This window comes from Luteibacter sp. OK325 (assembly GCF_003050935.1).
In the GTDB taxonomy this organism is placed as follows: Bacteria; Pseudomonadota; Gammaproteobacteria; order Xanthomonadales; family Rhodanobacteraceae; genus Luteibacter.
This window is the reverse complement of sequence record NZ_QAOX01000005.1, coordinates 98,657-122,833: the sequence shown is the minus strand read 5'-3', so window position 1 is coordinate 122,833 and position 24,177 is coordinate 98,657. Positions and strand designations below refer to the sequence as shown.

Annotated in this window: 16 protein-coding genes; 12 read left to right on the top strand and 4 right to left on the bottom strand. The window is 64.7% G+C overall.

Annotated elements, in window-relative coordinates; translation table 11 throughout:
• Positions 1 to 705, bottom strand: coding sequence for an SDR family NAD(P)-dependent oxidoreductase (locus tag C8J98_RS12585; RefSeq protein WP_107913543.1), 705 nt, complete (start codon positions 703 to 705; stop codon positions 1 to 3).
• A gap of 108 nt (positions 706 to 813) precedes the next feature.
• Here C8J98_RS12585 and C8J98_RS12580 point away from each other — a divergent pair, with 108 nt between their 5' ends.
• The 3 genes from C8J98_RS12580 (at position 814) to C8J98_RS12570 (ending at position 12,734) form a co-directional block, all read left to right on the top strand.
• Complete coding sequence (locus C8J98_RS12580; protein ID WP_107913542.1) at positions 814 to 1,719, top strand: LysR family transcriptional regulator; 906 nt, start codon at positions 814 to 816, stop codon at positions 1,717 to 1,719.
• 230 nt (positions 1,720 to 1,949) lie between these two features.
• Positions 1,950 to 11,000, top strand: coding sequence for a YDG domain-containing protein (locus C8J98_RS12575; RefSeq protein WP_158272696.1), 9,051 nt, complete (start codon positions 1,950 to 1,952; stop codon positions 10,998 to 11,000).
• A gap of 54 nt (positions 11,001 to 11,054) precedes the next feature.
• Positions 11,055 to 12,734 (top strand): ShlB/FhaC/HecB family hemolysin secretion/activation protein, encoded by a 1,680-nt coding sequence (locus C8J98_RS12570; protein ID WP_233260220.1) that lies wholly within the window; start codon positions 11,055 to 11,057, stop codon positions 12,732 to 12,734.
• Between the two features lie 143 nt (positions 12,735 to 12,877).
• Here C8J98_RS12570 and C8J98_RS12565 read toward each other — a convergent pair whose 3' ends face one another.
• Positions 12,878 to 14,428: a DHA2 family efflux MFS transporter permease subunit gene (locus C8J98_RS12565; RefSeq protein WP_107913540.1), complete on the bottom strand. Its 1,551-nt coding sequence runs from the start codon at positions 14,426 to 14,428 to the stop codon at positions 12,878 to 12,880.
• Between the two features lie 93 nt (positions 14,429 to 14,521).
• On the opposite strand from C8J98_RS12565, the gene C8J98_RS22055 reads away from it, so the two are divergent.
• Entirely contained in the window at positions 14,522 to 14,671 is a 150-nt protein-coding gene (locus C8J98_RS22055; protein ID WP_158272695.1) for a hypothetical protein, read from the top strand.
• Positions 14,672 to 14,699: 28 nt separating this feature from the next.
• Positions 14,700 to 15,176, top strand: a complete 477-nt coding sequence (locus C8J98_RS12560) for a VOC family protein (protein WP_107913539.1) — start codon at positions 14,700 to 14,702, stop codon at positions 15,174 to 15,176.
• Between the two features lie 10 nt (positions 15,177 to 15,186).
• Here the strand turns inward: C8J98_RS12560 and C8J98_RS12555 are convergent, their stop codons facing one another.
• Complete coding sequence (locus C8J98_RS12555; protein ID WP_107913538.1) at positions 15,187 to 16,065, bottom strand: NmrA family NAD(P)-binding protein; 879 nt, start codon at positions 16,063 to 16,065, stop codon at positions 15,187 to 15,189.
• A 101-nt stretch (positions 16,066 to 16,166) separates the two neighbouring features.
• Here C8J98_RS12555 and C8J98_RS12550 point away from each other — a divergent pair, with 101 nt between their 5' ends.
• From C8J98_RS12550 to C8J98_RS12540, 3 genes are all read left to right on the top strand, one after another.
• Positions 16,167 to 17,048, top strand: a complete 882-nt coding sequence (locus tag C8J98_RS12550) for a LysR family transcriptional regulator (protein ID WP_107913537.1) — start codon at positions 16,167 to 16,169, stop codon at positions 17,046 to 17,048.
• 42 nt (positions 17,049 to 17,090) lie between these two features.
• A complete protein-coding gene (locus C8J98_RS12545) occupies positions 17,091 to 17,846 on the top strand; it encodes a DUF4339 domain-containing protein (protein ID WP_107913536.1) in 756 nt (251 codons plus the stop codon).
• A 67-nt stretch (positions 17,847 to 17,913) separates the two neighbouring features.
• Positions 17,914 to 19,389 (top strand): alpha-L-fucosidase, encoded by a 1,476-nt coding sequence (locus C8J98_RS12540; RefSeq protein ID WP_199229904.1) that lies wholly within the window; start codon positions 17,914 to 17,916, stop codon positions 19,387 to 19,389.
• Positions 19,390 to 19,597: 208 nt separating this feature from the next.
• On the opposite strand, the gene C8J98_RS12535 is transcribed toward C8J98_RS12540, so the two are convergent.
• On the bottom strand, positions 19,598 to 20,422 hold the full coding sequence (locus C8J98_RS12535; RefSeq protein ID WP_107913535.1) for an oxidoreductase: 825 nt from the start codon (positions 20,420 to 20,422) through the stop codon (positions 19,598 to 19,600).
• A 108-nt stretch (positions 20,423 to 20,530) separates the two neighbouring features.
• Here C8J98_RS12535 and C8J98_RS12530 point away from each other — a divergent pair, with 108 nt between their 5' ends.
• From C8J98_RS12530 to C8J98_RS12515, 4 genes are all read left to right on the top strand, one after another.
• A complete protein-coding gene (locus tag C8J98_RS12530) occupies positions 20,531 to 21,454 on the top strand; it encodes a LysR family transcriptional regulator (RefSeq protein WP_107913534.1) in 924 nt (307 codons plus the stop codon).
• A 28-nt stretch (positions 21,455 to 21,482) separates the two neighbouring features.
• Positions 21,483 to 21,749, top strand: coding sequence for a DksA/TraR family C4-type zinc finger protein (locus tag C8J98_RS12525; RefSeq protein WP_107913533.1), 267 nt, complete (start codon positions 21,483 to 21,485; stop codon positions 21,747 to 21,749).
• Between the two features lie 48 nt (positions 21,750 to 21,797).
• Entirely contained in the window at positions 21,798 to 22,406 is a 609-nt protein-coding gene (locus C8J98_RS12520) for a histidine phosphatase family protein (protein ID WP_107913532.1), read from the top strand.
• A 199-nt stretch (positions 22,407 to 22,605) separates the two neighbouring features.
• Complete coding sequence (locus tag C8J98_RS12515; protein ID WP_107913531.1) at positions 22,606 to 24,177, top strand: methyl-accepting chemotaxis protein; 1,572 nt, start codon at positions 22,606 to 22,608, stop codon at positions 24,175 to 24,177.

Here is a 24,177-nt window from a genome sequence, read left to right as displayed (position 1 = left end):
TCACCAGGGCAGGGTCTGGCCCTGGTAATTGACGTAATGCGCGCCCGCCTTGCCGCGGTGCGCCTCGATGACGTCGACCACGCGCGGGATACTCTCTTCGACCGAAAGCGCGGCATCGGCACCGCCCATGTCCGTGCGCACCCAACCGGGAGCGATCGCAAGCACCGCGCGAGGATCGCCACGGCGGGTATTGGCGAAGCTGCGCAGCATCTGGTTAAGCGCCGCCTTGCTGGCGCGATATACGGTCCAGGCGCCGTCCTGGTTGTTCTCGATGCTACCGAGCCCGGACGACATAACACCCAGCGTGCCGGAGCGTGGTACCAACGATTCGAACGCTTCCAGCACGCGCATCGGGCCAAGCACGTTGGTCGCCATGACGTGGGCGAACTCTTCGTCGGAAATCGTGGCGCCGTTCGCATCGCGTGCCTGGGTCATCACCCCGGCGTTGACGAATACCAGGTCGAAGGCGGTGCCATCGAGCGTGCGGCGCAGCGCGTCGATGTCGCTGCCCCGCGCAATGTCGGCATGCTCGATGCGAAGGCGTCCTTGCGAAGCGGTGGCCAGCGCTGCGAGCGCGGCCGGTGTCTCACTGCGCACGGTGGCGACGACGTGCCAGTCGCGGTGCAGGTATTCCTCGACGAGGGCGAGGCCCAGGCCGCGGCTCGCGCCCAGGATGAGGGCGATAGGTGCGCGGGAAGCGTTCATGGAAGGCTCGGTGGGAAAGGGATGGTGCACAGACTAAGCGCCTCGCTCTATTGACGGAATATCCGCCGAGGCAGATCTTTCGTGACTCACGATCACGAGTCGCCCCTCATGTCCTCCGATGGCCGCCTGCTTGGCAACCTAAATGTTCTGGTTTCCGTCGTCGAGACCGGCAACTTCGCGCGCGCAGCCGACGCCCTGGGGCTTTCGCCATCGGGCGTGAGTCGCGCGGTGAGCCGGTTGGAAGAACGACTCGGCGTGCGTTTGCTTCATCGGACCACCCGCTCGGTCACCCTGACCGATGAAGGCGAGCGCCTCTATGCGCAGGTGGGTCCGCTGTTGTCGGGGATCGAAGATGCCGCCCTGGCCGCCGCCGGCGATTCGCAAGCGGTACGTGGCCGACTGCGAGTGAGCCTGGACCCCATGTTTGCCCGCCAGGTTATCGCGCCGCAACTCGCCGCCTTCCTGGCTCGTTATCCGGCCCTGGAACTGGAGATCGTCACCCGTGATGAACTCGGCGACCTCGTCGCCGATGGCATCGATGTAGCCGTCCGCTTCGGTGTGCCTCCGTCATCGTCACTGATCGGCCGCAAGCTGCTTGAAACCCGGGTGCTCACCGTCGCGGCGCCGGCCTATCTCGCCGCCCATGGCCGTCCGGCGACACCGAAGGACCTCGTCAATCATCGGTGCATCCAGTTCCGCGACCCGGTTACCCGTCGTCCATTCGAATGGGAGTTTCACCGTAAGGGCAAGGTCGTACCGGTCGAAACCACCGGGCCGCTCCTGGTCACGGACTCGGGAATCATGTTCGCCGTGTGCATCGCCGGGGCAGGGATTGCGCAGGTGCTGGCGGTGAGCGTGCAGGATGCCCTGGCCGACGGACGGTTGGTCGAACTGTTCCCCGACTGGGCCGAGGAGCGCTTTCCCCTGTACGCCTTCTACCCGTCGCGCAAGAACTCCCCGCCCAAGGTTCGCGCGTTCGTGGACTTCTGCGTGGAACTGGCATCGCCTCCGTGAGCCTGCTGGCCAGGACCTGACCAATTTTATCCGGGTCAAACGAGCAAAGCGCGACCGTCTTCACAACTTAAATGTGATGCACTTCACACTTATCGACTAACATGCCGCAAACGCGCAGGCGCCGAAACGGCCCAGCGCGGCCCGCAGGGGGGCCCAAGCAACTACCACGTCTCGGCTAACGCTGGGGACGCCTCTGCCTATGCATGCGCCCACGACCGAAGGTTGCTCGAATGAATCGTATCTATCGCCTGTGCTGGAATGCCGTCACGTCGCAGTGGGTCGCTGCCAGCGAACTTGCTCGCAATAGCCGTCCGGCGGCACGTTCCGCATCGACATCGAAGAACCCTCATGCCGCTTCGATCGCGTTGGCCATCGCGCTGGCGCTCAGCGCCGCGGGTGCCGCGCATGCCGGACAGACCGGCGGTCAGATCGTTTCCGGTAGCGGTGCGATTCACCAGAACGGCGCGACCACCACGATCAACCAGGGCAGCCAGCATCTCTCGCTGAACTGGCAGACCTTCGACATCGCGCCGAACGAAACGGTGAACTTCGTGCAGCCGGGCAGGGATGCGATCGCGGTCAACCGCATTCTGGGCAACAGCGCGTCGGGGATCTACGGCCACCTCAACGCCAACGGCCAGGTCTGGCTGATCAATCCGAACGGCGTGCTGTTCGGACAAGGTGCACAGGTGAACGTGGGCGGGCTGGTCGCCTCCACGCTGGACACGTCGGATAGCTCGCTCTCGTCGGATACGCGCAGCTTCAGTGGTAACGGCAAGGGAAGCGTGGTCAACAAGGGTTCCATCCGTGCGGCCAACGGCGGCTACGTGGCCCTGCTCGGCAACACAGTGTCGAACCAGGGCACGATCAGTGCGCAGCTCGGTACGGTCGCCATGGGCGGAGGCAGCGCTGTCACGCTGACTTTCGACGGCAGCCAGCTCCTTCACCTGCAGGTGGACCGCAGCACCCTGGACAACCTCGTCGAGAACCGCCAGTTGGTGCAGGCCGATGGCGGCCGCGTGCTAATGACAGCAGGCGCAGCGGATTCGCTGCTGGCCAGCACGGTCAACAACACCGGCGTCGTCCGTGCGCAGACGGTGGAAAACCACAACGGCCAGATCGTGCTGCTCGGCGGCATGCAGGCGGGCCACGTGAACGTGGAAGGCACACTGGACGCCAGCGCGCCGAACGGCGGCAACGGTGGCAGCATCGAAACCTCGGCAGCGTTCGCGCATATCGGCGCGGCGTCGATCAATGCCAGCGCGCCGAAGGGTAAGGCCGGTACGTGGTTGGTGGATCCGTATGACCTGACGATCGACGCGACCGCTGCAGCGACCATCTCGACCACGCTCAACGGCGGCACCAGTGTCACCGAAATCACCACCGCAACGGATGCCACCGGGCAGGGCGTGCAGAACGCCTCCGGCGTGGGCGACATCAACGTTAATTCGGCCATCACGTGGAACAGCGCGGCGGCGACACTCACGCTCGACGCGTATCGCGGCATCAACGTCAATGCGCCGATCTCGGGCGCAGGCGGCGTCGTACTCACGGCCAACCGCGGCAATATCACTCTCGCAGCCGGCGGCACGATCGCCGGTGGTGCCGGCGTGACGCTCACCGCGGCAAACAACTTCATAAACCATGCCGGGTCGGCTGCGCTGAATTCGGCGTTGGGCAAATGGCTGGTCTACTCGTCGGATCCGACGCTGGATACGCGCGGTGGTCTTGCCCCGCAGTTCATGCAGTACGCGGCCAATGCCGGGGCCACGCCGCTGGGTGCAGGCAACGGCTTCCTCTACAAGCTCGCTCCGACGTTGACCGTTACGGGCCTGACTGGTTCAGTCAGCAAGGTCTACGACAGCACGAACTCAGCCAACTTCACGGGTGCGAACCTCACCACGACTGGCCTGACCGACGGCGACACGATCATCGGTGCCACCGGTGGCACGTACGCTACCGTGAACGCGGCCTCGAACATACGTGTCACCTCGCCGGGAACGATCGACAACTTCAGCATCAGGGATGCCGCCGGGACGATTCCGGTGTTCGGCTATGCCCTGGGCGGCTCCCCGGTGAGCGCCAGGGTTGGCCAGATCACACCCGCACCGCTGACCGCACAGATCATCGGCAATCCGACCAAGACCTACGACGGCACCGCCACGGCAACGCTGGGCTCGGGCAACTACCAGATCGATGGCTTCGTCGGCGGCCAGAGCGCCACGGTGAAACAGCCGAGCTCCATCGCCTACGCCGGGTCCGACGCCGGCAGCGTGGCACTCAATGCTACGTTCTCGGTGACCAACTTCACGGCAGGCGCCGGCACCAGCCTGGCCAACTACCTCCTGCCGACCGCAGCGACCGGCATGGGCACGATCAACCAGGCGCCGCTGTTGATCAGCGGTCTGTTGGCCAGCAACAAGATCTACGACGGCAACGCGAACGACGCCATTCTCACCGGCGGCGCCAAACTGTTCGGCGTGATCCAGCCCGACTCGGGGCAGGTGGCGCTCGTCACCACCGGCATCGTCGGCACGTTCGCCGATGCCAACGTGGCCAACGGCATCGGCGTGGCGATCAGTGGTTATGCGTTGACCGGTGGCAAGGCGAGCAATTACGTGCTGCAAGCCCCGACCGGCTTGAGCGCCAACATCACGCCAAAGACACTGACCATCAACCCGGCCACGGTCACCGCCAACAACAAGATCTACGACAACACGAAGAATGGCACGCTCACCATCGGCGACACCGGCAATGCGCTGACCGGCAAGGTGGGCAGCGACGATGTCACGCTCACAGCGTCAGGCGTGACAGCCCTGTTCGGCCAGACCGACGTGGGCAGCGGACTCGCCGTGACCGCCAGCGGCTTCGGTCTCACCGGTTCGGCTGCCGGAAACTATATGCTCGCCGCGCCAGTGCTTACGGCGGACATCACGCCGCGCCTGCTGACCATCGGCATGATCGGCAATCCAACCAAGACCTATGACGGCACCAATGCCGTCACCCTGAACGGCGGCAACTTCACGCTCGGTGGCTTTGTCGCCGGCCAAAGCGCGACGGTGGGCCAGAGTTCGGCAACCTACGCGACTGCCAACGCAGGCAGTGGCATCGATGTCACGGCGGCTCTCCAGCCCTCCGACTTCGTGCCGGCCGGCGGCACCTCGATGTCCAACTACACGTTTGCGCCGACGGTGACCGGCTTTGGCCTGGGCGTGATCAATCCGCTACAGCTGACGGGCCAGATCGTCGGTAACCCGACCAAGGTGTTCGACGGCACCACGGATGCCGCACTGAGTGCATCGAACCTGCAACTGCTCGGCCTGCTGTCAGGCCAGAGCATCGGTGCCAGTTTCAGCGGCACCGTGCCCGGTCAGTATGACAACCCGAACGCTGGCGCACGCGGCGCCAGTGCGGGCGCGCTGCCCGGCACCGACTTCACGGCCGGTAGTGGCACGCTGTTGAGCAATTACCTTCTGCCGACCAGCTATCTCGGCTCGGGCTCGATCACGCCGGCACCGTTGACCGGCGGCTTGATCACGCTCGGCGTCGGCATCGTCAATGCCAGCAAGATCTACGACGGCAGCTTGAACATCAGTTTGATGCCGAACAACTTCACGCTGAGCGGGTGGGTCGGTACCGACAGCGGCGTGGTCTCGCACTCGATCATCGGCACGTTTGGCCAGAAGAACGTCGGAACGGATCTCGCGTTGTCGGCCGGGCTTTCCACGGCCGACCTGACCCCCGGTGGCAGCACCATCCTGTCGAACTACGCGATCAATACGCCGGTGCTGGGCATTGGCAATATCACGCCGGCTCAGCTGACGGTGTCGATCGTCGGCAATCCGACCAAGACGTATAACGGCAGCACCAATGCGGCGCTGGGATCAGGCAATTTCAATGTCAGCGGCTGGGTGTCGGGCGAGAGTGGCACGATCAATCCCAGCGCTACCGCCAGCTACGACAGTGCGAACGCGAGCACGGCCAACGGACGCGCCATCACCGCGACACTGACGCCAGGCAACTACGTACTCGGCGGCAGCACACTGCTTTCCAACTACAACGTCGATCTCACCGCCACGGGCTCCGGCACGATCAACCAGGCACCGCTCTTCGTCACGGGCGTGTTCGCCACGAACAGGAGCTACAACGCCACCACGGCCGATACGCTCAACCTGTCCAGGGCCGGCCTCGCCGGGCTGGTAGACACAGATGCGGGCAGTGCCAGCAAGGTGGCTCTGAACCTGGCTGGCGTGAGCGCCAACTTCAGCCAGGCCAATGTCGGCAACGGCTTGACCGTGACGGCGGCCGGCTTCGGAATCACCGGCAGTGCGGCGGCCAACTACATCCTGCAGCCGGTCGCCGGCCTGATCGCCAATATCACCCAGGCTACGCTGACGTTGAGTGGCGTGACCGCGAACGACAAGACGTACGACGGCAATACCACCGCAACGCTCACCATTGCGGGTAATGCAGCGCTCAATGGCGTCTTCGCCGGTGATACGGTGGGATTCGACGGAGGTGGTGCATCGGGCCGGTTCGGTACGGCCAATGCTGGCGACAACCTCGGCGTCGCCATCAGCGGCTTTGGCCTGAATGGCGGCAGCTCGGGGAACTACGAGCTCCAGCAGCCGGCCGGCCTGACCGCGACGATCAATCCCAAGCAGCTCACAGCGGTAATCACCGGCAGCCCGACCAAGGTCTACGATGGTACCGATTCGGCCACGCTGATTGCGTCCGACTACGACCTGCAGGGTTTCGTCGGTATCCAGGGCGCCTCCATTCCGCAATCGGCGACCGCCAACTACCTCACCAAGAACGTCGGCACCGGCCTGGGCGTCGCGTCCACCCTGGTGACCTCGGACTTCGTCGCGAACGCAGGGACCGATCTTTCCAACTACATCCTGCCGACCACGGGCGCCGGCAGTAACGGCGTGATCCAGTCGAAGGTGATCGACCTTACCGGTACGCGCGTCTACGACGGCACCGCAACGGCCAACAGCTCGCTGTTCGGCGTCCTGCAGGGTGTGAACGGCGAGACGCTCGGCGTTACGGGCAGCGGCACGCTGGTCGACAAGAACGTGGGCGAGGAGAAGGATTTCTTCGCCATGGGCAGCCTCGCGCTCGCCAACGGCGGTAGCGGCGGTCTGGCCAGCAACTACACACTGGTCGGCGGCGTCGACTGGGTGACGATCACCCCCGCCACGCTGACGGTGAGCGGAACCGTTGCCGACGACAAGATCTACGATCACACAACGGCGGCGCACCTCTCGGGATCGACGCTCAACGGCGTCTTCGCCGGCGACGCCGTGACGCTGGCTAATGATGCACTCGGTCAGTTCAGCGACAAGAACGTCAATGCCGTCGGCAGTCCGAAGACGGTCACTACCTCGATGACCATCGACGGTGGCGACATCGGCAACTATGTGCTCGTACAGCCGACCGGTGTGACGGCCAACATTACGCCGAAGACGATCGCCCCCTCTGCCACCGCTCAGAACAGGCAGTACGACGGGACGACGAATGCCGGCACGACGCTGGCGTCTTCCGGCGTATATGGCGGCGACACGGTCACCTTCGCCAGCACCTCCAGCCAGTTCGACGGCAAGGACGTTGCTAACGGGCGCACGGTCACTGTGGGTGGGATCACCGTGTCCGGCGGAGCCGATGCAGGCAACTATGTCCTATCCACCGATACGGCGACGACCACGGCGAACATCACGCCGCGGATCGTCAACCTGAGCGGCACGCGCGTCTACGACACGACGAAGGCTGCCGACGCCGGCTCGTTGGTCCTCGGTAACGTGGTGGCGGGTGAATCGCTTTCACTGGGCGGGTCCGGCTTGCTGTCGAGCAAGAACGTCGGTACCTACAAGAACAGCGCGGGCTTCGGCCTGGATACGCTCGCCCTTTCCGATGCGCCGGGCGGCCTGGCCAGCAATTACACCCTGGTGGGCGGTACTGACAACTACATTGTCACCAAGGCGACCCTGAACGTCACCGGGACAGTGGCCGAGGACAAGCCCTACGACGGAAACACGGTTGCAGGCCTCCATGGGTCGACGCTTGGCGGCGTGTTGACCGGCGACACGGTGGACCTCACCAACGACGCGACCGGCACCTTCGACACGAAGAATGTCGGCACGAAGAAGACCGTCACGACGGCGATGGGCATCGACGGTACGGACGCCGGCAACTACAACCTCGTCCAGCCTTCGAATCTCCAGGCCGACATCGCGGCCAAGTCCATCACGGTGGTGGCTACCGGCGTCAACAAGGTATACGACGGCTCGATGACTTCGGCCGCCACGCTCTCCGGCGACATTGTTGTCGGTGACCAGGTGACGTTCAACTTCACGACGAATACCTTCGACACCAAGGACGTCGGTACCGGTAAGGACGTGACGGTCGACGGTATCACCTCCAGTGGTACGGATGCCTCCAACTACATCCTGATTAACGGCACTGCGCATACCACGGCAGCCATCACACCGTTCATCATCAATCTCTCGGGTACGCGCACTTACGACGCCACGGCCGGTGCAGCCGCTGCGCTCTTCGGGACCAGCGGCGTCGTCAATGGCGCGAACGGCGAGACGCTGACGCTGAGCGGATCGGGCACGACGGCTTCGAAGAACGTGGCGACGTACCACCGCGCAGCCGACGGCACCGGTAACTTCGACCTGAACACCCTGGCTCTTACGGGCAACGCGGGTGCCAGCGCCGGCAACTACTCCCTGGTCGGCGGCGTCGACAGCTTCACGATTACGCCGTTCGCCCTGACCGTTGACGCAGACGGCATCGACAAGGTCTATAACGCGAACACGGCCGCCGCGGTCGCTCTCTCGTCCCTGGGTATCTTCCATGGCGATACGATTGACTTCGCTGCCGGCACGGCCACGTTCGACAACAAGAATGTGGGCCAAAACAAGCCCATCTCGATCGCGGGGATCACGGCAAGCGGTGCCGATGCCGGCAACTACACCTGGAACGCGACAGCAAGCGCCGTAGCTAATGTCACGGCACTCGCCATCAGCGGAAGCATTCTCGCGGATGACCGTGTCTACGACCAGACCACGGGGGTGGTGACTCACGGTAGCCTCATCGGCGTCCTGGCAGGCGACAACCTGGTCTACACGTCCACCACGGGCAGCTTCGGCGACAAGAACGTCGACAGCAACAAGACGGTGACGGTGTCCGGTGTCGTGGGCGGCACCGACCTGAACAACTACATCGTGACGAGCAACACGGCGACCACGGCATCCATCACGCCGGCAACCATCGTGGTGACGACGACGGCCCCCAACAAGGTTTACGACGGCAACACCTCCGCCTCCGCGACACTCTCGGCGGCGGGAATCATCACCGGCGACGACGTGACGTTCACGGGTGGACCCTCGGACTTCTCCGATGCCAATGCCGCTACCGGCAAGACGGTCACGACCGTCGGCATCGCCGGCGCGGGCCTGGATGCCCGTAACTATGTGTGGAACACGACGGCGACGACCTTCGCCAACATCACACCCTACGTCATCAGCCTCCATGGAAGCCGCGAGTACGACGGCTCCGCGACCATCGCTGCGTCCGTCTTCGCCAGTGACTCCCAGGTGGCCGGTCTCAATGGCGACACGCTCACGCTGAGCGGCGCGGGTTCGGTCAGCGACAGGAATGTCGGTACGGCGAAGACGCTCACGTCACTTGGTACGCTCGGTCTCCAGGGCAACGGCACTACGCTGAGCAGTAACTACACGCTGGTCGGTGGCACCGACGACGCGACAATCACGCCGAAGCAGATCGTCGTGGACGCCACCGGTTCGAACAAGGTCTACGACGGCACCACGGTCGCTGCGGCAGGGCTGGGTTCGACCGGTGTGGTGGGGCTCGACCAGATCGTGTTCACTGGTGCCGATGCCAATTACAGCGACAAGAACGTCGCGAATGGCAAGACGATCACGGTCGATGGCATCACCGCCTCGGGTGCGGATGCCGGCAACTATCAGTTCAACCAGACGGCCTTCACAACGGGCAACATCACGCCGCTCGGCATCGCCGGCAACATCATCGCCGGCAGCAAGACCTATGACGGCACTACCACGGCGCAGACCAGCGGCACCCTCGCCGGCGTGCTTGCCGGCGACCAGCTCGGCGTGAGCACCAGCGGCAACTTCGCCGACAAGAACGCGGGCAACGGCAAGACGGTCAACGTCGCTGGCGTGCTCACCGGGGCGGACGCAGGTAACTACACCCTGACGACCAACGCGACCACGGCGGCCGACGTCTACAAGGTCGTGCTGAATCTTGACGGCACCCGTGTCTATGACGCCAGTACGGTCGCGTCTGCTGGTATGTTCGGCAGCGCGGGCGTCATCGCGGGCGTGGCGGGCGAGAGTCTGATCCTCAGCGGCCAGGGCGTGCTTGCCAGCAAGATCGTCGCGACCGATCGTCCGCTGGCGGGTCTCGGCTCGCTGGCACTGAATGACGATGGCGCCGGCCTTGCGGCGAACTACACCCTCGTCGGCGGCAATCACATCGCCACGGTGACGCCGTTGGGCATCAACGCCGGTATTTCGGCTGACGATAAGGTCTACGACGGCAACACCGGAGCGATCACGCACGGCGTTCTGACGGGCGTACTCGGTGGCGACCAGGTCACTCTCGCGACCAACGGCACATTCGTCGACAAGAACGCGGCCAACGGCAAGACGGTCAACGTCGACGGTACGATTGCCGGCGGCGATGCAGGCAACTATACGCTCACGTTCAATCCGACCACGACAGCGAGCATCACGAAGCGCCCGGTCGTCGTTGATGCGCAGGGTATCGACAAGTTCTTCGACGGCAATGCATCGGATCGCGCGACGCTTTCCAGCAGCGGCATCCTTCCGGGCGACGTGATCGCCTTTGGCGCCGCGAGTGCGCTGTTCGGCGACCCGGCGGTCGGTCGCGCCAAGCCGGTCTCGGTCACTGGCATCTACGCGATGGGCGCCGACGCGGGTAACTACGCGTTCAACGCATCGGCGGAGACGACCGCCAGCATCAACCAGAGCGCGTCGCAGGGCGCCTCAGCCATCGTACTCGCGCAGATCGACGGCGTCCTCGGCCCGGACCTCATCGCAACGCCTTACGGCGCGGCCTCGAATGTCACCGTCGGCCCGTTCTCCGGTAATCACAAGAAGACCCGTCAGCCGATCGAAAAGAACGTGCAGCGCGCGGACTTCGTCCCGGGCCTGTCGTTGCAGGTCGTCGACGGTGGCGTGCGGCTCCCGGCGGACGCGATGCAGTAAAGGCATCGCACCGCCCCGCATGACTTCATTCACTCTCTTTGTATCGGTTTCCTGATGACCATGGCTAATCTTCCCAAGCGCGCCGCGAACCTCCTTGGCGCATGCATTCTCCTGGCGCTCGCTTCCACGGCCGTGGCGCAGGTGCGTCCACCGCAGAGCGGCGACCTTCTCCGCCAGGTGCCTGTCGCTCCCCAGCCGCAGAAGTCCAACGACACCGGCCTCAAGGTCGTGCCGAAGGCGGCGGCCGACCAGGGTGACAGTGCGCCGTTCCACGTCACGACGATCGAGATCACCGGGGCGACGCTGATTCCTGTCGCGCGGTTACATGCGCTTGTTGCATCGGGCGAAGGCAAGGACATCACCCTGCGCCAGCTCAACGAACTGGCCAACCGCATCACCGCGGAATACCGCGCAAACGGTTATCCGCTCACGCTGGCCTATGTGCCGGCGCAGACGCTCAGTGGTGGCACGGTCCGTATCGCGGTGCAGGAAGCTCGCCTGGGCAAGGTCGTGCTGGAAAACCACAGCGCCACGCACGATGGTCCCCTGAAGGCGACGCTGGACCCGCTCACCAGCGGCGCTCCGATCAGCGCCCACGGCTTCGATCGCAGCCTGCTTCTGCTCGGCGACATTCCGGGTGTGATGGAAACCTCGGCGCTTCGCCCGGGTGACGAACCGGGTACGTCCGACCTCGCCGTGCGCACCGACGACCGTCCGCGCTATACCGGTATGGTCGCACTCGATGACTACGGCAACCAGTACACCGGACGCGCGCGCCTGACCGGCACTTTCAACGTCAACGGTTTGTTACACCAGGGCGACCTGCTCGACGCGACCGCGCTCTCGGCGGGCTCGAACATGAACTACGGCCGCCTCGGCTATCGTTACCTGGTGAACGGCGAAGGCACCGTGGTCGGCGCCTCCGTTTCGTCACTCGACTACAGGCTCAAGGGCGACCTGCGCGTGCTCGATGCACACGGCACGGCGCAGGTCGCCAGCCTGTTCGTCAGCCATCCGTTCATTCGTTCCACCGATGGCAACCTGTACGGCCAGCTCGGCTACGACCGTCGTCATCTGAACGATTCGATCGATATCGTCGGCATCCGTACGCTGCGTCACACGTATGGCTGGACCGCCACATTAGCCGGTGACCAGCGCGACGCACACGGCGTGACCAACTTCAACATCGCCGCCACGTACGGCCTTCTCGGCTTCAACGATGCGTTCGCCGAGTTCGTCGACGCGATCAGCACGCAGACCAAGGGTCATTACCTGAAGTACACCTTCTCGGTGGCCCGCCTGCAGCAGCTCTCCGAGAACAATGCCGTTTACCTGGGTTTCCAGGGCCAGTGGGCGAACAAGAACCTCGACACCGCCGAACAGTTCTACCTGGGCGGCGCCAACAACGTGCGCGGGTACGACACTGGCGTGCTGGCGGGCACGCAGGGCCAGATGGTCAACCTCGAGTTCCGTCGCACGCTGCATATGGGCTTGCCGGGCAGCTGGACGGCGCTGGCATTCGCCGACGCCGGCCACGTGACCATTTACAAGGACCGCTTCGCACCGGGCACGAACAGCGCGCATATGCAGGACATCGGCCTGGGCATGCGCTGGCAGGGCGACGACCAGTGGTCGCTCAGCGCGGACGTGTCGCACCCGGTGGGTGCGCGTCCATCCCTCGCTGGCGAAACACATGATATGCGCGCGTGGGTGCAGGTCCAGAAAGGCTTCTGATCGGTCTGTGACCCTTCTGTGGGAGCCGATTCATCGGCGATCCCGCGGCAGCGGGCCAGGTTGCCGTTAGCACCCAATCGCCGATGAATCGGCTCCCACAGTACGGCACCTGACCTTGGTTCCAGATGTTTGTGGGAGCCGCTTCAGCGGCGATCGGCCTTCACCGAAGGCCGGATCATCAGGCCGGCTGCGATGGCGGAAAGAACAGCCAACCCGGCCGAAAGCCACATCACCTGCCGAAACCCCGCGACGAACGCCGCATCGATCGCATGACGCGCGGCTTCGTTCGTCACCTGGATGCCTGCGAGCTTCGCCCTCTGCGCCATCACGCTTTGCACGACGTCCGCCGGAACGCCCGAAGCCAGCCCCGCCTGCAGCGCCGTATCGAAACCCTGCGTCAGCACGATGCCGAACACGGCGACCGCGAGCAGGCCAGCCACGCGCGACACCGCGTTGTTGACACCCGATGCCGTCCCAGCCAGCGCCGGATTGAGCGCGTTCATCACCGTCGTCGTCAGCGGTGCGATGGTGATGCTCATGCCGAGGCCGAGCACGCATGCGGCCGGGAAGAAGGTGGTCCAGTACGAGCCGCCGGCGCCGGGTAACGCATACAGTGCGAAGCCGGCGCCGGCGATGGTCGGCCCGACGACCAGCGGCAGGCGCGCGCCGACGACGTCGACGAGCCGCCCTGTCCATCGAGACAGCAGGAACATGATGACGATGAAAGGCAGGAACGAAGCACCCGCGGCCGTCGCGCCGTAACCGTGCACCTGGATCAGGTTCAGCGGGATAAAGAACATGCTGCCGCCCAGTGATGCATAAAGCAGCAGGGTGAGCAGGTTAGCCCCGGCGAAATCGCGGTCGCGGAAGAGGCCTAGCGGCAGCATGGGTGCGCGGATGCGCATCTCTACGACGACGAAGACCGCCAGCGCGACAATGCCGATGATCGTCGAAGCGATCACGCCAGGCGAGAACCAGCCTTGCAACGGCGCCTCGATGAACGCATAGACGACGCCTGCCAGCCCGATCGTCGCAACTACCGCGCCGACGATGTCGATCTTCCCGGCTTCCATGCCCTTGCTTTCCGGCACGCGCCAGAAGCAGATGGCGACCAGCCCGACGCCCAGCGGCAGATTCACCAGGAATGCCCAGTGCCATGATATGTGCTCGACGAGAAAACCGCCGAGCACAGGGCCTATCGCCGCCGTGATGCCGCTGAAAGCGGACCATGTGCCGATGGCGGCACCGCGCCGTTCCTTCGGATAGGCCGAACTGATCAACGACAGGCTGCCCGGAACGAGTAGCGCAGCACCGAGACCCTGCAGTCCGCGCATGCCGATCAACCATGAAACGGTGGGCGATGCGGCGCAGCCCAGCGAGGCAAGCGTGAAGACCACGGCGCCGATGACGAAAACGCGGCGCCGGCCGTAGTGGTCGCCGAGCACCCCGCCCACCAGCAGCAACGCGGAGAGCAGCAAGGCATAGCTCTCCATGACCCACTGCGCGTCAGCCGTCGTTGCGTTCATGGCCCGCTGGATGGCCGGAAGGGCGACGTTGACGATGGTGCCGTCGACGAAGGCCATGCCCGAGCCCACCACGGCGGCAACCAGGGTCCAGCGCCGCGCGGCTTCGCTGCAGGCGACCGCTTCATCGCCGGTGAGGTGGTCGCAGGGAGAGGTGCCGGGCTGGGTCATCGCCACAGCCTAGCGCGACGGCGACCGGACTGCCTTGGACGTGACGTTGACGTCAAAGGTGGTTTGCTCGGCGTTCGCGACGCGGAGCCCCTCATGAAAGAGCCCGACACGTACGACGAACCCACGACCGGGTCCGGCGATCCCAGCCATGGCGACGGCCCCAAGCCGGTCGAACCGGTCAACACGGGCTCCGGCGACCCTCAGCACAAGCTTGTCGATCCGGCCGTTCCACGTTCGACGTAGACATGAAATCCCAACGAAGGAGGTCACCATGTCAGGCCGTTTCCAGCGAATCACGCCCTTCCTCTGGTTCGATACCCAGGCCGAAGAGGCCGCGAACTACTACGTCTCGATCTTTCCGAACTCGCGGATCACAAGCATCACCCGTTACACCAAAGAGTCGGCAGAGGCTTCCGGTCGCCCACTGGACTCGGTGATGACCGCCGCCTTCGAGCTCGACGGACAGCAGGTCACCGCCCTCAATGGCGGCCCGATCTTCAAGTTCAACGAAGCGCTGTCGCTGGTCGTCCGCTGCCATGACCAGGCCGAGATCGACCGTTATTGGGAGAAGCTTTCCGCCGGTGGCGATCCGAACGCCCAGGCCTGCGGCTGGCTCAAGGACAAGTACGGCCTGTCCTGGCAGATCGTGCCGGCCGACATCGAGGAGCTGGTGCAAAACCCCGGCTCGGTCGCCGCCCTCATGCAGATGAAGAAGATCGACATCGCGGCAATGAAGGCAGCAGCCTGAGTCGTTCGCGTTATGCCTGCTTCCAGGCGGTCGCGGTCTCGCGTGCGAAGTCGCGGTAGTTGCGCGGTGCGCGGCCGAGCAGCGAGGTCATGATGTCCGTCGCGGACGACTTGGCCAGCATGCCTTCGGACTGGAAGCGGGCGAGCATCAGGCGCAGGTCGTAAGCCACCCAGGACGGTGCGTTCCGCGCGATCGCCGCCTCGGCGGCGTCGAGGTCGTCGCCGCCATAGGCGACAGGTCTGCCAAGCGTCTCGCTCCAGATGCGCGCGGCCGATTCTCCGGTGATCGCGTCCGGCCCCGCCAGTTCGATCACCTCACGCGGCAGCGCACCGGAAGCGCGCTCGCGGCGCAGTAGCGCCGCCGCTGCGATCTCCGCGATATCGCGAGTGTCCACCATCGACACACCGACGTTGCCGAGCGCCATCGGGTAGACCCCCGCCTGGGTGAGCGGCATCTGCAGGCTCGCGTCGTTCTGCATGAAATACGACGGACGCAGCACGGTCACCGGCAGGTCGAACTGCTCGATGGCGCGTTCGATCGTGTACTTCGCGGAGAAATGCGGCACGTCCGCGAAACGGTCACCGTTGAGCACCGACAGATACACGATGCGACGGATGCCGGCATCACGAGCCAGGCCGAGCGTGGCCAGTCCCTGAGTCAGCTCATCCGGGGTGACGGCATTGAGCAGGAAGAGGGTGTCGACACCCTCGAGGGCGGCGCGCACCGAGGGAACGTCGGTAAGATCGCCGGCAACGGCGCGGACGCCCTTGGGTGCCTTCAGCTTGTCGGGACTACGTGCGAGCGCGCGCACATCGGCGCCGGCTTCGGCCAGTCGCGCGATCACGGCGGAACCGATGTTGCCCGTGGCGCCAGTAACGAGAATGCTCATGACGAACTCCTTGCGTGGGTAGATGAGAGACAAGATGGTCGTTCCACACCAGGGACGAAAGACGCATACTTGGGACATCTCGTCTCATAGGCGGAACACCTATGGATCTGCTCGCCCTCGCCGACTTCGATGTCGTGGCCCTTCACGGTGGATTCGGGGCGGCGAACCGCGCCACGGGGCGGCCGAAGGCCACCCTGTCGCGCCGCGTGCGTGAGCTCGAGGACGACCTGGGCGTCCGCCTTATCGAGCGTGGCGCCAGACCGTTCCGCCTGACGGAGGAGGGGGCCACGCTGCACGCCGAGGCGCACGTCATGCTTGGCCGTATCGAGGACGTCGCCGAGGGCCTGGTCGCCCGTGCAGGGGCACCACGCGGTGCGTTGCGCGTCAGCGCGCCAGTACTCTTCGCCCATCGCGGTCTCGGACGCCTTGCAGCCCGGTTTGCGATGAACTACCCGGCAGTGCGGCTGGAAGTGGTCGTGGACGATCGCTTTGTCGATCCGCTGAAGGAGGGTTTCGATGTTGTCATCCGTGCGAACCCCGCGGCCTCGACCGAACTGGCCGGGCGTTGCTTCCTCCGCGATCGCCTCGTCGTCGCGGCCGCGCCCTCGTTGGCGGAGCCCGGGGAAGGTGAATCCGTTCCCGCCATCGTGCTCGGAGACGCCCAGCTCGCGGCGTGGCGACTGACCGCCCAAGGGCAGACGACGACGATGCTTCCCCGCGAGGTGGTTCGCCTTTCGTCCATGGCGCTGATCTACGACGCGGTCCGCGAAGGCATCGGCGCCGCCATGATGCCGGCCTCGCTCATTCGCGACGACATTGCCAGCGGAGCACTGAAGTTATGGGGTGAGGTGGATGGTCGCTCCATCGAAGTATGGGCGTTGTATCCGCCGCAACGGCACGTGGCGGGCAAGGTCTCCGCGTTTGTCGGCATGCTCGTCGACCACTTCCAGGACGCGTCGCCCGCATTCTTCGACTCTGTATGATGGCCGCGCGGTGATCCACCACGTGGTAGCAGGGGCGAGACATTGGACGATCTACAGATATGGCTTGGCCTGAACGGCCAGCGCTTCGGACCATATACGCTGGCGACCGTGCAGCGCTGGCATCAGCAGGGCGTGCTCGATAGCGGAAGCCTCTGCTGGCGCGAAGGCATGGCCGAATGGGTGCCGCTGGATACGTTCCTGCGTGAGAACGGTGCCGCCGTTACCTTCAACGAGCCGCCTTCCTTCGAGGTTCCGCCGCCGGGACTCACGCCGCGTGCCTCGGTCGCCGTCACCCCGCGTGATGACGTGCCTGTCGCGCCGTCGCTCCACTGGGGCTGGGTCGCCGTGCTCAGCGTGCTTACGCTGGGTATCTTCGCCATCGTCTGGATGTTCGTGCAGTCGGTGTGGGTGAAGAAGATCGATCCACGCAGCGGCGCGACGACTTACTTCATCATCGGCCTGGCCTGCGGCATCGTCGGCGGTTTCTTCGGCGCTACCTCGGTCATGAACTACGGCTTGCAGGTGGTCGACATCGTGCTGGTCTACATGGGCTACTTCTCGATGTCGTCGTCGCTGAAGCGCTTCGGCATCGAACGTGGGCTGCCCATGGAAATCGGTGGGGTGACGCTGTTCTTCTTCACCACCTGGTACCTCCAAGGCCAGTTGACGCGCATCGCCACATGGCAGCGCACCGGTGTGATTGAAGACGCGCCGAAAGGCATCTTCTGGGTGATCTATGCGGTGTTGATGGTGTTGCTGCTGCTCCTTGTCGTCGTCGCGGTGCAGCTGTTCAACTGACGCTATGGTTTGACAGCCGCGACGATGCCAGCGAAAGTCGGTCGTCATCCCATGTGGAGTGCGGCCGTTGAACCGACGTGAATTCGCCAGGACGCTGGCCATCGCCAGTGTGATCGGAAGTGGAACGTGGTCCGCGGGGCGGGCCAGGGCAGCCGTGCCGACGACGATGACACCCGCGGCGACGGGCAAGCATGTCGCCGTGGATCCGCCACGGCTGCAGGCGCTGCAGCAAGCCTTCCTCGACCTTCGCTTCGGCATGTTCATTCACTTGAATATGGCCACCTTCGAAGAACGCGAATGGGGCGATCCCATGCTTTCTCCGAAGCTGTTCGACCCGAAGCATCTGGACACGGACCAGTGGGCCCGGGCGGCGAAGTCCGCCAACATGGGTTACGCGTGCTTAACCACCAAGCATCATGACGGCTTCTGTCTGTGGCCTACGAAGACGGGCAGCGCGAACATCATGCAGTCGTCGTATCCGCACGACGTGGTGCGACGTTACGTGGATTCGTTCCGCAAGGCGGGCCTCAAGGTTTGCCTGTATTTCTCTGTCCTCGATCTTCGCGCCGATATCCGCGCGCGCACGGTCACGCCGGAGAAGATTGCGCTGATCAAGGCGCAGCTCACCGAGATTCTTACCCAGTACGGTCCGCTTACCGCGTTGATCCTCGATGGCTGGAACGCCTCGTGGTCGCGCATTTCCTACGCCGAGCTGCCCTACCGCGAAATCTACGATCTGGTGAAGACGCTACAGCCCGACTGCCTGGTGACCGACCACAACGCCGGTAGCTACCCGGGCACGGCGCTCTACTACACCGACATCAAACAGTACGAGCAGCACGCCGGGCAGAAGATTCCGCCAAACAGCCCCGTGCCCTCGCAGTCCGGCACCACGCTGCAGAGCGACTGGTTCTGGAAGAAGGCCTATCCGACCTCGGAACTGGCTTCAGCCAAAACCATCGTCGATGAGTGGCTGGTGCCGTTCAACCAGAACCACTGCAACCTGATCCTCAACGTGGCGCCCAACCGCGACGGTCGCTTCGACGACAACGCCGTCGCCCGCCTCGCCGAGATCGGTAAGCTGTGGAAGAACACTGGCCCTGCGCCGGAGATCGGTCGCTCGGTCACCATCACCACGCCCGACCTCGCCGCTGGCAAGCCCGCCTGGGCCAGCGCAAGCGATGAAGCCGTCGGCCCCGACCAGGCATTCGACGACAACTTCCGCAGCTACTGGCTGGCCGATCGCGGCAAGACCGAGGCCTGGATCGAGGTGCGCTTCGAGCAGCCGGTGTCGTTCAACACGCTGTCGATCGTCGAGGCGCTGGGCGCGGAAGAGTATGGCAACACCAGTCGCATCGCGAGCTACAGCGTCGAGGTGGAGCGCGATGGCGCGTGGGTAGCGCTGGTAAGTGGCGACCAGCCCGCCCACTACCAGTTCCACGAGGTGCCACGAACGACAGCGAGCCGTGTGCGGTTGAACGTGACCGGGAAACAGCCGGGCATCACGGAGTTCGGTATCTACGACGAACCCCGCGCCGGCTGAGGCCGGCATCGCCGCTGAAGCGGCTCCCACAAGAGCCAGCAGACCGACGCAGCTCCCGTGTGGGAGCCGATTCATCGGCGATGCTCTCGCTCCCTGTGGGAGCCGATTCATCGGCGATGCTCTTGCTCCCTGTGGGAGCCGATTCATCGGCGATGCTCTTGCTCCGTGTGGGAGCCGATTCATCGGCGATGGCTGTTGGCGACAAACTTCAAAAATCCGTCGACAACGCCAACTCACGCCACTGCGCCAGCTCCTCAGTCACAAAACGATTCTTCGCCTCGATGCGCGCCACGGTATCGCTGCCCAGCGGCAGTCGCACCGGCGGATGTTCGGCATCGGCCAGCACCATCAGTGCCCTGGCCAACATGGCGGGATTACCCGGCTGCGCGTGGTTTACATCGGTGGCCAGACGGCGCATGGCGCCCACGGTCTCATCGTAATCCTCGATCACATTCGCCGAACGATGCAGCGAGCGTTCGTCGAGGAAGTCGGTACGGAAGAAGCCCGGCTCGACGACGGTCGCGTGAATTCCCAGCGGCTTCAGTTCCATGGCCATGGCTTCCGTAATCCCCTCGATGGCGAACTTGGTCGAGCCGTAAACGCCCCAGCCCTGGTACGCGCTGTAGCCGCCGATCGACGAGATGTTCATCACATGGCCCGAGCGCTGGCGGCGCATGTGTGGCAGCACGGCGCGGGTCACGGCGAGCACGCCGAAGACGTTGGTCCGGTACTGGTTGACGATCTCGTCGGCGCTGGCTTCCTCGACGGCCGAAAGCAGGCCATAGCCGGCGTTGTTGACCAGCACGTCGATGCGGCCGAAGCGGCGGACGGCCTCGGCGGCGGCAGCGTGTGCCTGCTGCTCGTCGGTGACATCCAGCGGCAGGGCGAGCAGGCGGGGCTGGTCGGCATAACGCGCGATCAGCTCGGACGGATCACGCGTGGTGGCGACCACGTTATCGCCGCGGGAAAGGGCTTCTTCGACGATGAGGGCGCCAAAACCACGGCCGGCGCCGGTAATGAACCAGGTACGCATGATGAATTCTCCTGACGGGTTGGGTAACTGCGTGGGAGAAGTCTGGACCGCGACCTTTCATGTGATAATCCTAAAAGAATCACATGGGTTTGTGAGGAGCATTCAGCAATGCGGGGCATCAAGCCGGCGGACCTCATGAGCTTCCTCGCCGTGGCGCGGCAGCTGAGCTTCAGCCGCGCCGCCACGGATCTCGGCGTAACGCCCTCCGCCCTGAGCCACACCATTCGCGGCGTTGAAGAGCGCCTTGGCGTGAGGTTGCTCAACCGCACGACACGCAGCGTGGCCCTTACCGAAGCGGGTGAGCGTCTCGTGGGCAGGATTAGCCCCGCGTTCCGTGACATCGACGACGCGCTGGACGACCTCAACGCCTCGCAGGGTCGTGTCGCCGGCAAGCTGCGCATAAGCGTCGGTCTCATTGCCGCGCGACTCGCGGTCATGCCGCTTGTCACACGTTTCATCGCGGCGCACCCGGATGTCGAAGTGGAGATCGTCAGTGACGATGCGCTGATCGACGTGGTGGCCGAAGGCTTCGACGTGGGCGTGCGTTTTGGCGAACGCATCGAGGGCGACATGATCGCCGTGCCGCTTGTGCCGCGTATGCGCTCGGCCGTGGTCGCCACGCCCGAGGTGTTCGTGAAGTTCGGCAAACCGATCGTGCCCCAGGACCTGCGTGGCCTGCCATGCATTCGCCAGCGCTTTCCCAGTGGCGCGATGTACCACTGGGATTTCGAGCGCGGCGGCATCGAGCTGGAAATCCACGTCGACGGCCCGTTGATCCTGCGTGAGATGAGCCTGTGCGTGCAGGCAGCACTGGATGGTGCCGGTCTCGCGTTCGTGTTCGAGAAATCCGTGGAAGGCGACGTCGCGACGGGACGGCTGGTCCGAGTCCTCGAGGATTGGTGCCAGTACCACCCGGGTCTGTTTCTCTACTACCCGGGCAGGCGCCAGCCGCCTGTCGTGTTGAAAGCCTTCGTCGATTTCGTGCGTGCCCATCCGCCCTTTGAAACCAAAGACTTGCCACCATATAGGTAGCTTGAGGCAAGCCGCCGGGAGGTGACCCATGGCAACCGGATGGGCGGGCGATACCGCCGTGCAGGACCAGATAGACGCGACCATCGAGGACGCGGTGAAACGCGCGCGCAGCCATATGCCGAAGGGGCCCAGCCTTGAGCGCTGCGAGGAATGTGACAAACCCATTCCCGAGGCGCGCCGCAAGGCCGTCCCCGGTGTGCGGCTGTGCGTGGCCTGCCAGGAGCAGGCCGATCATGACGAAGCCAGCTTCAGCGGTTACAACCGTCGCGGCAGCAAGGACAGCCAGTTGCGATGAAAGCTTTAAACTAGCCGACTCCCCACCCCTGCACGGACGATCCACGCGATGCTCGAACACCTGATCCTCGCCCGTCACGGCGAGACGGAATGGAACATCGCGGGTCGCGCGCAGGGGCGTGCCGATAGTCCGCTCACCGCCGCTGGTATCGAGCAGGCGCGCGCACTGGGCCGCATGCTCGCCGCGCGGGGCGTCGAACACATCGTGTCGTCGACGCTCGGCCGTGCCCTGCACACCGCTGAGGTAGTGGCGGAAATCATCGGCTGCGAAGTCAGTGTCGACGAACGTTTCGTCGAGCGCGCCTTCGGCGAACTCGAAGGGCGGATCGTCGCCGAAGCCCTTACTGAGAATCCCGAATGGGCGGCCGTCGTCCGCGGCCACGATCCACTCGCCGCCGCGGCGGGCAGCGAATCGCTGCACGGCGTCGCACAACGCGCGCTGCCGGCCCTCGATGCCGTCCGCGCCCTGCCGTATCGCAGCGTCGCCGTGATCACCCATGGCCATTGCCTGACAGCCCTGCTTGGCGCCCTTCGCGACGGCGGCGACTACGCCAGTTATCGCCACGGCAACTGCGCGTATACGCCGCTCACCATCGCAGGCGGCGCCTATGTGGTCGACCGCTGGAACCTCGACAGCCAGGTGCTCGTCGAAGCCTGATCCCACTTGCTGCGTCGGCCAAACGCGTGGCCAAGAACACGGGCACCGGCCTGCATAGGGTGACGTATGAAGCGCAGCCTTCGGTTGTCGTGTAACCGCATATTCAAGCGACTGAAATAAAAGCATAATCTGCTGAAAATAAAGCTAAAGTTGCCGATTCGGCGGCCGACAGGAAGGCATCCCCGCCCCCGAGTACGTCATGCCATTCCCCCGAATCCCGTTGCCCGTGTTGACCCTTCGCGCCCGTCTGTTGCTGCGCATGGGCGGCACCATCTTTCTTCTTCTTGCGCTATGGATTGTCGGCGGCACCCAGCTGCGTACCGCTGACCAGCGACTGCAAAACGTGGTCGACGAGACACTCGCGCCCGTTGCCGATGTCGGCCGTATCCAGAACGACTACAACGACCTGCTCGACGCGCTTGTGCACGCGACACTGACCCGTCTTCCGTCCTCGGTCGACGACGCGGTCACCGCCATCGGCAGCGACCGCCACGACATCGACAAACAGTGGAAATCACTCACCGCCAGCGGCCTGGGTAAGGCGCAGAGCAAGCTGGTCGCCCTGGCCGCCGAGCACCGCAAGGCGGCGGACAAAGCCGTCGACGACGTGATCGAGTTGCTCAAGGCCGAGCAGTACGACATCGCTCAGTTGCAGCTTTCGAACGATGTGCAATCGGCCGTGGTGCCGTTGAAGAGCGATTTCTCCAACCTCTTCGCACTGGCACTGGATGCCGGCAAGGCCGAGGCCGAAGCGCAGCACGCGGACATCCGCCACGGCGGGATCACCTCGGCCATCCTGCTCGGACTCGCCTTGCTCGTCGCCAGCGTGGTGGACCTCGCGATCATCCGCTCGCTGGGCCGCCGCCTGCACCGGGCCTCCGAAGTTGCCGCCGCCATTGCGCGCGGCACGCTGGGCTCCCGCATCGACGTGGGCCGTAACGATGAAATCGGTGCACTGCTTTCGTCACTGGCAGCCATGGATGCCCAGCTCGGCAACGTCGTCGTGCAGGTGCGCGATCGCGCCGACCATGTGGCGAAAGCCGCCAGCGGCATCGAGCACGGCAACGACGCGTTGAACGAGCGCACGCGCACCCAGTCCGGGCACCTGCGCTCCACTTCTGCATCGATGGACGACATGGCCAGCGCCGTCGCCGGTGGACTCAGTCACGCGAGTGCCGCGCATAGCGCCGTAGCGCAGACGCGCTCCATGACCGACGAAGGCCACCGCGTGGCGATGGACGCCATCGGCAATATGCGCGAGATCCGTCGCAGTACCGAACGCATGACCGAGGTGCTCGACGTGGTCGACCAGTTCGCCTTCCAGACCAACCTCCTTGCACTCAACGCAGCCGTCGAAGCCGCGCGCGCCGGGGAGCATGGTCGCGGCTTCGCGGTGGTCGCCTCGGAGGTTCGTGACCTTGCCAAGCGCTGCGCCACTGCGGCGCGTGACATCCGTAGCTTGATCGCCGACAGCGACGAAGCCGTGCAGGCTGGCGTGGATTCCGTCGACCGCGCGGGTGCCGTGCTTGCCGGCATCGGCGAACGTGTGAACGAGTTGTCCGGCCTGGTCGGCTCGGTGATGGATGCGACTCGGAGCCAGAATGACGGCATCGCCCGCGTTAATGGTGCCATCCACGGCATCGACGAAACCACGCGAGAGAACGCGGTACTCGTGGAGCAGGCCGCCGCAGCCAGCCGCGCGATGCGCGAGAGCGCGGAGATCCTGCGACAGGAAGTGGCTTACTTCGTTCTGGAGGAGGAGGCCGCGTGA

Coding starts and splice junctions, on each gene's coding strand:
- C8J98_RS12565 (WP_107913540.1), bottom strand. CDS start 14,428: ATGACCCAGCCCGGCACCTCTCCCTGCGACCACCTCACCGGCGATGAA.
- C8J98_RS12560 (WP_107913539.1), top strand. CDS start 14,700: ATGTCAGGCCGTTTCCAGCGAATCACGCCCTTCCTCTGGTTCGATACC.
- C8J98_RS12580 (WP_107913542.1), top strand. CDS start 814: ATGTCCTCCGATGGCCGCCTGCTTGGCAACCTAAATGTTCTGGTTTCC.
- C8J98_RS12530 (WP_107913534.1), top strand. CDS start 20,531: ATGCGGGGCATCAAGCCGGCGGACCTCATGAGCTTCCTCGCCGTGGCG.
- C8J98_RS22055 (WP_158272695.1), top strand. CDS start 14,522: ATGAAAGAGCCCGACACGTACGACGAACCCACGACCGGGTCCGGCGAT.
- C8J98_RS12585 (WP_107913543.1), bottom strand. CDS start 705: ATGAACGCTTCCCGCGCACCTATCGCCCTCATCCTGGGCGCGAGCCGC.
- C8J98_RS12515 (WP_107913531.1), top strand. CDS start 22,606: ATGCCATTCCCCCGAATCCCGTTGCCCGTGTTGACCCTTCGCGCCCGT.
- C8J98_RS12555 (WP_107913538.1), bottom strand. CDS start 16,065: ATGAGCATTCTCGTTACTGGCGCCACGGGCAACATCGGTTCCGCCGTG.
- C8J98_RS12525 (WP_107913533.1), top strand. CDS start 21,483: ATGGCAACCGGATGGGCGGGCGATACCGCCGTGCAGGACCAGATAGAC.
- C8J98_RS12570 (WP_233260220.1), top strand. CDS start 11,055: ATGACCATGGCTAATCTTCCCAAGCGCGCCGCGAACCTCCTTGGCGCA.
- C8J98_RS12550 (WP_107913537.1), top strand. CDS start 16,167: ATGGATCTGCTCGCCCTCGCCGACTTCGATGTCGTGGCCCTTCACGGT.
- C8J98_RS12575 (WP_158272696.1), top strand. CDS start 1,950: ATGAATCGTATCTATCGCCTGTGCTGGAATGCCGTCACGTCGCAGTGG.
- C8J98_RS12535 (WP_107913535.1), bottom strand. CDS start 20,422: ATGCGTACCTGGTTCATTACCGGCGCCGGCCGTGGTTTTGGCGCCCTC.
- C8J98_RS12520 (WP_107913532.1), top strand. CDS start 21,798: ATGCTCGAACACCTGATCCTCGCCCGTCACGGCGAGACGGAATGGAAC.